A 10,993-nucleotide genomic window follows, 5' to 3' on the forward strand; every position below is an offset into this window, starting at 1 on the left:
TGGCCGAGGTGACACCTCCACCGGCGTTCGTCGTCGTGCTGACCGGCGGGACCGCCCGGCGCCTCGGAGGGGTCGACAAGACCGCGCTCGACGTCGACGGGCGCCCCGTCCTGCACCGGCTGCTGGACGACGTCGGTCCGCTGCCCGTCGTCGTCGTCGGACCAGCGCAGGACGTCGGCCGTGACGTCGTGTGGACGCGGGAGGACCCACCGCTCGGCGGCCCCCTCGCGGCGACGGCCGCCGGCGTCACGGCGGGGCTCGTCGCGCACCCGGCGGCGGAGGTCGTCGTCCTGCTGGCCGGCGACCAGCCGTTCGCCGGCGTCGCGGTGGACGCGTTGCGTGACGCCCTGGCGTGCGACGACGAGGTCGACGCCGCGCTCGCGGCCGGGCCTGACGGGCGCGCCCAGCCGTTGCTCGCGGCCTACCGTCTGGCGGCCGTGCGGGAACGCCTCACGGGTGACGTGCACGGCCGGCCCGTGCGCGACCTGGTGCGCGGGCTGCGCACCGTCCTGCTGCCGGTGGCTCGCGGCACGGCGCTCGACGTGGACGACGCCGCCGACCTGGCACTCGCACGCCGCCTCGCGCGCGGGCTCAGCCCGGGGCCGGATCCCACGCGCTGAGCAGCTCGCCCACCTGGGCCAGCGCGTCGCGGACGGCAGCGGCCACGTCCTCGCCCTGGGCCGCGGCGCGTCCGGCCGCGAGCCCCACGACGTACGCGGTGAGCGGTGCAGCCGGCCGTACGACGCCGTGCGCGACGTCGCGCACCATGTCGAGCACGTCGTCCTGCGTGGCCGCCACCAGCGCGGGGTCCACCCCGAGCGTCGGCGCGACCAGCCGCGTCCACTCCTCCAGCACGTCCATCGCCACCTCCGAGGACGACCCTAGGCGCCCGGCACCCCCGTCGGCCGCTCACCGGGCGGGGCGAAGGCGTGCGCGCGGTGCCGGGCGGACATCTCCTCGACGAGCTCGGCCTGCTCGCGCGAGCGGGCCACGAGCGCGTCGAGCCGCTGCGGGTCCAGGCCGAGCGCGTCGGCGTGCTCCCGCAGCGTCGTCCACCCCAGACGCTTGCCCTCGAGCCCCGAGCGCAGGATCTCGAGCTCGAGGACCAGCGAGAGGGGTGAGCGGCTGCGGACCCGGCCGTTCGGCTTGAGCCGCGCGACGTGCTCGGCGAGGGCCGCGCCCGCGTGCTTCCACCGCGAGAGCGTGAACCCGAGGTCGCGGGCGGTGGCCTCGTGCACGTCGCGCTCCTGGCGCAGCTCGCGGGCCAGCCGTGCGAGCACCTGCGCGTCGTCGCCCGCGTCGGGGTTACGGCTCATCCGCTCGACGCGCGCCGAGACGGCGCTGGCGCCGGTGATGTGGTCGTTGATGTACGTCCGGACGAGCGCCGGGTCGAGCGGCTCGTCGGTGTGCTGCGTCATCGCGTCCTCCCGGGTCGACGTCACCCGATCCTGCGGTGCCGCGCGCCCGGGCGCACGCCGGGACCGGTGGGTCAGACGCTCTCGGTGCGCGGGGTCGGCGGCGGCCCCGCCTGCTGCGCCTCGCGCTCGACCAGCTGCTCACGCCGGCTCGACTCCCGCGGCCGGTACACGACGCGCGAGTGGAACGTGAAGCGCACCACGAAGGCGACGGCGATGGTGATCGCCGTCGCGAGCACGGCGGCGACGTGCATGGTCTCGACCAGCAGCGCCATGACCGGCATCCGGACCAGGGTCTCGACGTTGTTGAACGTGAACGACTGCGCGAACCGTGACCACACGCCCTTGCCCTCGTGCCGCAGGTCGCGGAACACGAAGCGCTCCTGCAGCAGGAAGTTGCCGACGATGGTGAGCTCCGCTGCGACGAGGGCCGCGAGCAGCCACGGAGCGCCGAGCCTGGTGAGCAGCGCCACGATCGCCACGTTCGCGACGGCGCCCATCCCGCCGATGATCGCGAACCGGGACATGCGGCCGAAGCGCAGACCCGCGAGCTGCCACATGAAGTGCACGCCCTGCGCGAGGTTCGCCTTGGACTCCCCCGCGAACCGCGACCCGAACACGAACGGCACCTCGACGACCCGCATGGGGTGCCGCGCGAGGATCTCGAGGAGGATCTTGAACCCGCGGGGGCGCAGCGCCTCGAGGTCCACCGCGGCCTTGCGCACGGCGAAGAAGCCGGTCATGGGGTCCGAGCAGTCCCGCAGCCGCACGGGGAACATCGCGCGCGTCACCGCGGTCGACGCGGAAGACACCGCCTGTCGCACGACGCCCGACAGCCCGGCGCTCGACCCGTCCCCGATGTACCGCGACGCGACGACGACGTCCACGTCCGGGTCCTGGACACGCGCCACCAGGCTGGGGATCAGCTCCGGCGGGTGCTGCAGGTCGCCGTCCATGACGAGGAAGTACGGCGTCGTCGACGCACGCACGCCCTCGAGCACGGCACCACCGAGGCCGCCTTCCGGCTCGTCACGGTGGATCACCCGCACCGGGAGCTCGGCCGTCGGCGCGACGGCCCGCACCACGTCCGCGGTGTCGTCGGACGAGTCGTCGACGAACAGCAGCTCGACGCCCAGGCCGCGCGTGGCCGCGCCGACCCGACGGACGAGCTCGGCGACGTTGGGCGCCTCGTTGAACGTCGGCACGATGACGGTGACGCGCGCGTCGTTCCGCTCGGGCGTTGCGGTCATGAGGGCCTCGCTTCGTTCTCCGCCGACCCTGCCGACTCTGGCGCGGGTTCTGACACGGTATCCGACAGCGCGGTCGAGACCGAGGGGACGCAGATCCCTAAACGCTTCGGACGATCCCGCCCCGGTGACGCGCCCCCGCGCGGGACCGGGACCGCTCTGCCACCATGACGCACGTGAAGCGCGACATGACCGCCCACCTGACCCTCGACGTCACCTCCCCCGCGCGCCTGGTCCTCGAGGTGGCCGTCGCCCTCCTGCACGACCCGACGGAGCAGCTCACGGTCACGTCCGCCGGTCGGGCCGTCACGCCGCGCGAGGTGGTCGACCCGCACGGGACCCGGCTGCACGTCCTCGACGTGGACCCCGGCCCGCTCACCGTGGACTACCGCGCGAGCGTCACCGGCCGTGCCGAGCAGGATCTCGGCGGCCCCTCCGACGAGCTGGTCTACCTGCGCCCGAGCCGCTACTGCGAGTCCGACGAGCTCGCCCCCACGGCACGCTCGGAGTTCCGGGGACTGACGGGTGTCGACCTGCTCGCGGCGGTGAGCTCCTGGGTCGGGACCCGCCTCGCGTACGTCCCGGGCGCGAGCCTGCCGACGGACGGCGCCGTGCGCACGCTGCTCGCCCGCCGGGGCGTGTGCCGCGACTTCGCGCACCTCGTCGTCGCCCTCCTGCGCGCTCTCGACGTCCCGGCGCGGGTCGTCGCCGTGTACGCACCCGGGCTGGACCCCATGGACTTCCACGCGGTGGCCGAGGCGTACGTCGAGGGCCGCTGGCGGGTCGTCGACGCGACGACGCTCGCGCCGCGCTCGACCCTCGTGCGGATCGCGACGGGTCGCGACGCGTCCGACACCGCCTTCCTGTCGGTGCACCGCGGGACCGCGACGCTCCGGGAGATCGTCGTGAGCGCCGTCGCCGACACCCTCCCCGACGACGACGTGCGCGACCTGGTGTCCCTCGGCTGACCCTCGCCGGCGGCGCGCAGCGGACGTGACGCCGACCACACCGGCTCGAAGAGCCGACTCCACACCTCCCTGGCACGCTGGGCGCATGCACATCTGGCCCGGACGCCCCTACCCCCTCGGCGCCACCTACGACGGCACGGGGACCAACTTCGCGCTCTTCTCCGGCGTCGCCGAACGTGTCGAGCTGTGCCTCATCGCCGACGACGGCACCGAGACCCGCGTCGACCTGCCCGAGGTCGACGCCTTCGTCTGGCACGGCTACCTGCCGTCGATCGCCCCCGGTCAGCGGTACGGCTACCGCGTCCACGGGCCGTACGACCCGGCGGCCGGCCACCGCTGCGACCCCTCGAAGCTCCTGCTCGACCCGTACGCCAAGGCGATCGACGGGCAGATCGACGGCGACCCGTCGCTGTACTCCTACACGTTCGGCGACCCCGGGACCCGTAACGAGACGGACTCCGCGGGCCACACGATGACGTCGGTCGTCGTCAACCCGTTCTTCGACTGGGGGCACGACCGCCCGCCGGAGCACGAGTACCACGAGTCGGTGATCTACGAGGCGCACGTCAAGGGCCTGACGCGCCTGCACCCGGCCGTGCCGGAGGAGATGCGCGGCACCTACGCCGCGCTCGGCCACCCCGCGGTCGTCGAGCACCTGTCCGGCCTCGGCATCACCGCGGTCGAGCTCATGCCCGTCCACCAGTTCGTCAACGACTCCTCGCTGCAGGAGAAGGGGCTGTCGAACTACTGGGGGTACAACACGATCGGCTTCTTCGCGCCGCACAACGGCTTCGCGTCCGCGGCGGGCCGGGGCCAGCAGGTCCAGGAGTTCAAGTCGATGGTCAAGGCCCTGCACGCCGCGAACATCGAGGTCATCCTCGACGTGGTGTACAACCACACGGCCGAGGGCAACCACATGGGCCCGACGCTGAGCTTCCGCGGCATCGACAACGCGAGCTACTACCGCCTGGTCGACGACGACCAGTCGCACTACTTCGACACCACCGGCACGGGCAACTCGCTGCTGATGCGCTCACCCGCGGTGCTGCAGCTCATCATGGACTCGCTGCGCTACTGGGTGACCGAGATGCACGTCGACGGGTTCCGCTTCGACCTGGCGGCCACCCTCGCGCGGCAGTTCCACGAGGTGGACCGCCTGTCGGCGTTCTTCGACCTCGTGCACCAGGACCCGGTCATCTCGCAGGTCAAGCTGATCGCCGAGCCCTGGGACCTCGGCGAGGGCGGCTACCAGGTCGGCGGCTTCCCGCCGCTGTGGACCGAGTGGAACGGCAAGTACCGCGACACCGTGCGCGACTTCTGGCGCGGCGAGCCGTCCACCCTCGGGGAGTTCGCGAGCCGGCTGACGGGCTCGTCCGACCTGTACGAGCACACGGGTCGCCGGCCGATCGCCAGCATCAACTTCGTCACGGCGCACGACGGGTTCACGCTGCGCGACCTGGTGTCGTACAACGACAAGCACAACGAGGCGAACGGCGAGGACAACCGGGACGGCGAGAGCCACAACCGGTCCTGGAACTGCGGCGTCGAGGGAGCCACGGACGACGCGAAGGTCCTGGCCCTGCGCGCGCGCCAGCAGCGCAACTTCCTCGCCACGCTGCTGCTGTCGCAGGGCGTTCCGATGATGGCCCACGGTGACGAGCTGGGGCGCACGCAGGGCGGCAACAACAACGGCTACTGCCAGGACAACGAGATCACGTGGGTCGACTGGCACCTGGACGACGAGCGGCAGTCGCTGCTCGAGTTCACGCGCCGCGTCGTCCACCTCCGGCGGGACCACCCCGTCTTCCGGCGGCGCCGGTTCTTCGCGGGCGCCGCGGAGCACGGCGGCGAGTCCGACCTGCGGGACATCGCCTGGATGAGCCCGACGGGCGGCCACATGTCCGACGAGGCCTGGAGCTCGGAGCACGCGTTCGCCGTCATGGTCTTCCTCAACGGCGACGCGATCGACGAGCCGGACCTGCGCGGGCAGGACGTCGTCGACGACTCGTTCCTGCTGCTGTTCAACGGGCACTGGGAGAAGAAGCAGTTCCAGCTGCCGGGTGCCGAGTACGGCGCCGTGTGGACCGCGGTGCTCGACACCGACGCGCAGGTGCGCCCGGGTCGCGAGATCCGCTCGCGCGGCCGCGTGACCCTCGCCCCGCGGTCGATGGTGCTGCTCACGCGTCCGCCAGAGCGCGAGTCGCCGTCGTCGTCGGGCAGCGGCTCGGCGGCGACGGCCTCGCGCCAGGCGAGCCGGTCCGCGCGGGAGGGCGGGGCATGAGCGAGGCCACGCCGGAGCGCTCGGTGCCCGGGCGCCGGTCGGTGCGGGCACCGCACCGCGTCCCGGTGTCGACGTACCGCGTGCAGCTCGGTGCGGACCTGACGTTCGACGACGTCGCCGCGCGCGTCCCGTACTACGCGAGCCTCGGGGTCACCCACGTGTACCTGTCGCCGGTTCTCGAGGCGGCGCCCGGCTCGACGCACGGGTACGACGTGGTCGACCACGACCATGTCTCCCCCGTGCTCGGGGGCGAGGAGGGCCTGCGGCGGCTCGCGGAGGTGGCGCACGACGCAGGGCTCGGGCTCGTGCTCGACATCGTCCCCAACCACATGGCGGTCCCCACGCCGGTGTGGCACAACCGCGCGCTGTGGTCCGTGCTCGCGGACGGCTCGGACTCGCCGTTCGCGGCGTGGTTCGACGTCGACTGGTCCGCGGGCGACGGCGCGCTCCTCATGCCGGTGCTCGGTGACCGCATCGGTGCGGTGCTCGCACGCGACGAGCTGCGGGTCGAGGAGCTCGACGTGCCCGGCCTCGGGGAGCGCACGGTGCTGCGGTACCACGACCACGTGTTCCCCGTGCGGCCCGGCACCGAGCACCTGCCCCTCGCGGAGCTCGTCGAGCGGCAGCACTACCGCCTCGCGTACTGGAAGGTCGCCGACGAGGAGCTGAACTACCGCCGGTTCTTCGACGTCGGGACGCTCGTGGCCGTGCGCGTCGAGGACCCCGAGGTGTTCGACGCCACGCACGCGCTGGTCCTGCGGCTGCTGCGCGACGGCGTGGTCGACGGGCTGCGGATCGACCACCCCGACGGCCTGGCCGACCCCGCCGGCTACCTCGCGCGGCTGCGCGACGTGACGGAGGGGGCGTGGGTCGTCGTCGAGAAGATCCTCGCCGGCACCGAGGAGCTCCCCGACGACTGGGCGACCGCCGGGACCACCGGCTACGAGGCCCTGTGGCGCGTGCAGCAGACGTTCGTCGACCCCGGCGGCGCGGGCGTCCTCGGTTCGGTCATGCACCGGCTCACCGGCGACGTGTCCGACGCGTTCGACGCCGTCGAGGAGGACGCCAAGCGCGAGGTGGTCGACGGACCGCTGTACGCCGAGGTGCACCGGCTGACGAACCTCGCGGCGGAGATCTGCCACGAGGACCTCCGCCTGCGCGACCACACGTGGCGCGCGCTCGAGGACTGCCTCGTCGAGCTGCTCGTCGCGTTCGACCGCTACCGCGCGTACGTCGTGCCCGGCGAGCCGGCGCCCCCGACCTCGGTCGCCGTCATGACCGCGGCGGCGCAGCGGGCCCGCCGGCGGCTCGGCACCGAGCGCGACGAGACCATGGACGTGCTCGTCGACCTCCTGCTGGGGCGCGAGGCCGGGTCCGCCGGCCGGACCCGCGACCCCCGGCGCGACGAGCTCGTCGTGCGCTTCCAGCAGACCTGTGGCGCCGTCATGGCCAAGGGGGTCGAGGACACGGCGTTCTACCGCTGGACGCACCTCGTGGCGCTGTGCGAGGTCGGCGGCGAGCCCGCGCGGTTCGCGACGACCCCGACCGACCTGGCCGCGTGGGCCAGGCAGGCGCAGGCCTCGGCCCCGCTGGGCATGACGACGCTGTCGACGCACGACACGAAGCGCGGCGAGGACACGCGCGCGCGTCTCGGCGTGCTGTCCGAGCTGCCGCACGAGTGGTCGGCCCTCGTCGAGGACCTGCGCCGCGCGTCGGCGCCGTACCGCGGTGCGCTGCTCGACGGCCGCACCGAGTACCTGCTGTGGCAGACGCTGGTCGGCACGTGGACCGACGACGGCCCGCTCGAGGAGGACCGGCTCGTCGAGTACCTCCTCAAGGCCGTGCGGGAGGCGAAGTCGCACACCTCCTGGACCGCGCCCGACGACGCGTACGAGCAGGCCGTCCTGTCGACCGCGCGGCAGGCTCGCACGGACCCCGCCGTCCAGGGGCTGCTGGGCGACTGGGACGTGCGCGCACGCGAGGCGGTGCGCGCCGCGACGCTGGGTCAGAAGCTCGTGCAGCTGACGCTGCCGGGTGTGGCCGACGTGTACCAGGGCACCGAGGTGCCGAACCCCACCCTCGTCGACCCGGACAACCGCCGGCCCGTCGACGCGGACGAGCTCGCGGCACGGCTGGCGCGCCTCGACGAGGGCGCCGGGCCCCGCGGGCTGGCGGACGAGAAGCTGCTCGTCACGTCGCGCGCCCTGCGGGTGCGGCGCGACGTCGCGGAGGCGTTCGTGGGACCGGACGCGGGGTTCCTGCCGCTCCCGCACTCCTCGGGGCACGCGCTGACGTACGCGCGCACCGTCGGCGGGCAGCCGCGGGTCGCGGTGGTCGCGACCCGGCTCGCCGCCGCGGTGCAGCGGCTCGGCGGGTGGGCGGACCACACGGTCGCGCTCCCCGAGGGCAGGTGGCACGACGTCCTGACGGACCGGTTGGTGCCGGGCGGCGTCCAGCGCGTCGCGGACGTCCTCGAGCGGCTGCCGCTCGCGCTGCTGGTCCGGGAAGGAGCATGAGATGACCCTCGCGCCGCGTCTCTGGGCACCGTACGCCCGTGACGTCGACCTGGTGCTGCCGACCGAAGGCTCCCGCACGCCGCTGCAGCCGGGGACCGACGGGTGGTGGGCGTCGGACGTGACGCTCCCCCACGGCACCGACTACGCGTTCTCGCTCGACGGCGGCGCCCCGCGCCCCGACCCCCGGGCGGCGTGGCTGCCCGCGGGCGTCCACGGGCCGGCGCGCGTGTTCGACACCGGTCGCTTCGCGTGGACGGACCAGGGGTGGAGCGGCGTCGACGTGCGCGGTGCGGTGACGTACGAGCTGCACGTCGGCACGTTCACGCCCGGCGGCACGCTCACCTCGGCCGTCGAGCGCCTGGAGCACCTCGTGGCGCTGGGCGTCGACGTCGTCGAGCTGCTGCCGGTCGCCGCGTTCAACGGGCGGCACGGCTGGGGGTACGACGGCGTGGCGCCGTACGCCGTGCACGAGCCGTACGGCGGGCCCGCCGCGTTGCAGGCGTTCGTCGACGCCGCGCACGGCCTGGGCCTGGCGGTGTGCCTCGACGTCGTCCACAACCACCTGGGCCCGTCCGGCAACTACCTGCACGAGCTCGGGCCGTACTTCACCGACGCCCACAGCACGCCGTGGGGCGCCGCGATCAACCTCGACGGCCCCGGCTCGGAGCACGTGCGCCGCTGGATCTGCGACTCCGTGCTGCGGTGGGCGCGCGACTTCCACGTCGACGCCTTCCGCCTCGACGCCGTCCACGCGCTGCACGACGACTCGGAGCGGCACGTGCTGGCCCAGCTGTCCGACGAGGTCGCCGAGCTCGCCGAGGAGCTGGGACGTCCCCTCGGCCTGGTGGCCGAGTCCGACCTCAACGACGTCGTCACCCTGGGCTCCACGCAGGACGGCGGCTGGGGCATGACGGCCCAGTGGGCGGACGACGTGCACCACGCGATCCACGCGCTCGTGACGGGCGAGCGGCACGGCTACTACGTCGACTTCGGGTCGCCCGAGGTGCTGCGCACCGCGCTCACCCGGGTGTTCGTGCACGACGGCTCCGTGTCGACGTTCCGCGGCGAGCCGTGGGGCGCGCCGGTGCCGGACGACATCGACGGGCACCGTTTCGTGGTCTTCGACGCCAACCACGACCAGGTCGGCAACCGCGCGCTCGGCGACCGGCCCTCGTCCCGCCTCTACACCGGTGGCCTGGCCGCCCAGGCCGCGCTCGTGCTGCTCTCGCCGTTCACGCCGCTGCTGTTCATGGGCGAGGAGTGGGGCGCCACCACCCCCTGGCTGTTCTTCACGGACCACCCGGAGCCGGAGCTGGCCGCGGCCGTCCGCGAGGGCCGCGCACGCGAGTTCGGCGGTCACGGCTGGGCGGCGCTGTACGGCGGGGAGATCGAGGTGCCGGACCCGCAGGATCCCGCGACGTTCGCGGCGAGCGTCCTGGACTGGGCCGAGCCCACCCGCCCCGCCCACGCGCGGCTGCTGGAGTGGTACCGGGTCCTGGTGGCGCTGCGCCGGGCCGTGCCGGACCTGGGCTCGGGAGACCGGGTGCGCACGTCGCTGGACGTGCACCCGGTGCCCGGCGCCGGGGACGGCCCGTGGCAGGGCGCTCTGGTGGTGCACCGGGGTGATGCGCGCGTCGTCGTCAACCTGGCGCACTCGCCCGCAGCAGTGCCCGTGCCCGTGCGGCGCCCGGTCGAGGTCGTCGCGGACTGGGCGGGCGGCGTGGTCGTCCCCCCGGACCGTCCGGGCGACCCGTTGGTCGTGGAGGTGCCTGGGCGCGCGGTCGTCGTTCTCGCCTGACGCGGGCACCGCGGAGCAGCACCGCCCTGGCTCGGATCGTCCTCATCGCGGCCCTCGGGTCGCACGACGCCGACCCGGCGAGCGTGTGGGCCGGCGGGTGTCCGGACCGCGAGGGAACCGGGCCGCAGCACGGATCACCCGCGCAGGGTGAGGCGCCGTCAGGTGCGGGACGCGACCCTGAAGAGGCGACGGTCCCGCGGGTGCAGTGCCCGGACAGGAGGAGGTCGTCGCGGACGAGGAGACGACGGTGGCCACTCTCAGTGTGTGGAAGTTCGAGACCCCCGAAGGTGCAGAGCAGGCGGAGACCGCCGTGCTGGAGCTCCAGAAGCAGCACCTCATCGAGGTGCAGGATGCCGCCACGGTCTCCTGGCAGCCGGACAAGAAGAAGCCCAGGACACGCCAGGCCAACAGCCTGACGGCGATCGGCGCGCTGGGTGGCACGTTCTGGGGCCTGCTGTTCGGGTTGCTCTTCTTCATGCCGCTCGTCGGCGTGATCGTGGGCGCCGCCGCGGGTGCGATCGGCGGTGCCCTGACGGACGTGGGCATCGACGACGACTTCATCAAGGAGGTCCGCAGCAAGGTGACGCCGGGCACGTCGGCACTCTTCCTGCTCGCGCAGAGCGACGTGCCGGACCGCGTCGTGGCCGGTCTCAAGGAGCGCGGGATCCACGGCGAGCTCATCCAGACGAACCTCTCGCAGGAGGACGAGGACAAGCTGCGCGAGGCGTTCGAGGAGAACGTCTGATCCTCACGCCCGCCCCTGCGGGG

9 protein-coding genes are annotated in these 10,993 nt (G+C 73.7%); 6 read left to right on the forward strand and 3 right to left on the reverse strand.

The window, feature by feature from the left end:
- The first annotated feature begins 8 nt into the window (after window positions 1-8).
- Window positions 9-620 carry a molybdenum cofactor guanylyltransferase gene (locus IR158_RS18790; RefSeq protein WP_291815875.1) on the forward strand — a complete coding sequence of 204 codons (612 nt, stop codon included), beginning with the start codon at window positions 9-11 and terminating at the stop codon, window positions 618-620.
- On the opposite strand, the gene IR158_RS18795 is transcribed toward IR158_RS18790, so the two are convergent.
- The 3 genes from IR158_RS18795 to IR158_RS18805 all read right to left on the reverse strand — a co-directional run bounded on the left by IR158_RS18795 (window position 592) and on the right by IR158_RS18805 (window position 2,665).
- A complete protein-coding gene (locus tag IR158_RS18795) occupies window positions 592-861 on the reverse strand; it encodes a DUF6457 domain-containing protein (protein WP_291815878.1) in 270 nt (89 codons plus the stop codon). The genes IR158_RS18790 and IR158_RS18795 overlap by 29 nt on opposite strands.
- 20 nt (window positions 862-881) lie before the next feature.
- Window positions 882-1,418: a hypothetical protein gene (locus tag IR158_RS18800; protein ID WP_291815880.1), complete on the reverse strand. Its 537-nt coding sequence runs from the start codon at window positions 1,416-1,418 to the stop codon at window positions 882-884.
- A gap of 71 nt (window positions 1,419-1,489) precedes the next feature.
- The gene (locus IR158_RS18805; protein ID WP_291815883.1) at window positions 1,490-2,665 is read right to left on the reverse strand and encodes a glycosyltransferase; all 1,176 of its coding nucleotides are present in this window, start codon (window positions 2,663-2,665) and stop codon (window positions 1,490-1,492) included.
- A 173-nt stretch (window positions 2,666-2,838) separates the two neighbouring features.
- Here IR158_RS18805 and IR158_RS18810 point away from each other — a divergent pair, with 173 nt between their 5' ends.
- The 5 genes from IR158_RS18810 to IR158_RS18830 all read left to right on the forward strand — a co-directional run bounded on the left by IR158_RS18810 (window position 2,839) and on the right by IR158_RS18830 (window position 10,970).
- Window positions 2,839-3,630: a transglutaminase family protein gene (locus tag IR158_RS18810; RefSeq protein WP_291815885.1), complete on the forward strand. Its 792-nt coding sequence runs from the start codon at window positions 2,839-2,841 to the stop codon at window positions 3,628-3,630.
- An 85-nt stretch (window positions 3,631-3,715) separates the two neighbouring features.
- Window positions 3,716-5,911 carry a glycogen debranching protein GlgX gene (gene glgX, locus IR158_RS18815; protein ID WP_291815887.1) on the forward strand — a complete coding sequence of 732 codons (2,196 nt, stop codon included), beginning with the start codon at window positions 3,716-3,718 and terminating at the stop codon, window positions 5,909-5,911.
- The gene (gene treY / locus IR158_RS18820; protein ID WP_291815890.1) at window positions 5,908-8,427 is read left to right on the forward strand and encodes a malto-oligosyltrehalose synthase; all 2,520 of its coding nucleotides are present in this window, start codon (window positions 5,908-5,910) and stop codon (window positions 8,425-8,427) included. The genes glgX and treY overlap by 4 nt, the downstream gene beginning before the upstream one ends.
- A 1-nt stretch (window position 8,428) precedes the next feature.
- Entirely contained in the window at window positions 8,429-10,225 is a 1,797-nt protein-coding gene (gene treZ / locus IR158_RS18825) for a malto-oligosyltrehalose trehalohydrolase (protein WP_291815892.1), read from the forward strand.
- A 247-nt stretch (window positions 10,226-10,472) separates the two neighbouring features.
- Complete coding sequence (locus tag IR158_RS18830) at window positions 10,473-10,970, forward strand: DUF1269 domain-containing protein (RefSeq protein ID WP_291815894.1); 498 nt, start codon at window positions 10,473-10,475, stop codon at window positions 10,968-10,970.
- Window positions 10,971-10,993 lie beyond the last annotated feature (23 nt).

The organism is Cellulomonas sp. (assembly GCF_015234515.1).
Taxonomy (GTDB): Bacteria; Actinomycetota; Actinomycetes; order Actinomycetales; family Cellulomonadaceae; genus Cellulomonas.

Bases quoted from the DNA above. Each gene is read 5' to 3' on its own strand.
- IR158_RS18805 (WP_291815883.1), bottom strand. From the start codon at position 2,665: ATGACCGCAACGCCCGAGCGGAACGACGCGCGCGTCACCGTCATCGTG.
- treZ (WP_291815892.1), top strand. From the start codon at position 8,429: ATGACCCTCGCGCCGCGTCTCTGGGCACCGTACGCCCGTGACGTCGAC.
- IR158_RS18795 (WP_291815878.1), bottom strand. From the start codon at position 861: ATGGACGTGCTGGAGGAGTGGACGCGGCTGGTCGCGCCGACGCTCGGG.
- treY (WP_291815890.1), top strand. From the start codon at position 5,908: ATGAGCGAGGCCACGCCGGAGCGCTCGGTGCCCGGGCGCCGGTCGGTG.
- IR158_RS18800 (WP_291815880.1), bottom strand. From the start codon at position 1,418: ATGACGCAGCACACCGACGAGCCGCTCGACCCGGCGCTCGTCCGGACG.
- glgX (WP_291815887.1), top strand. From the start codon at position 3,716: ATGCACATCTGGCCCGGACGCCCCTACCCCCTCGGCGCCACCTACGAC.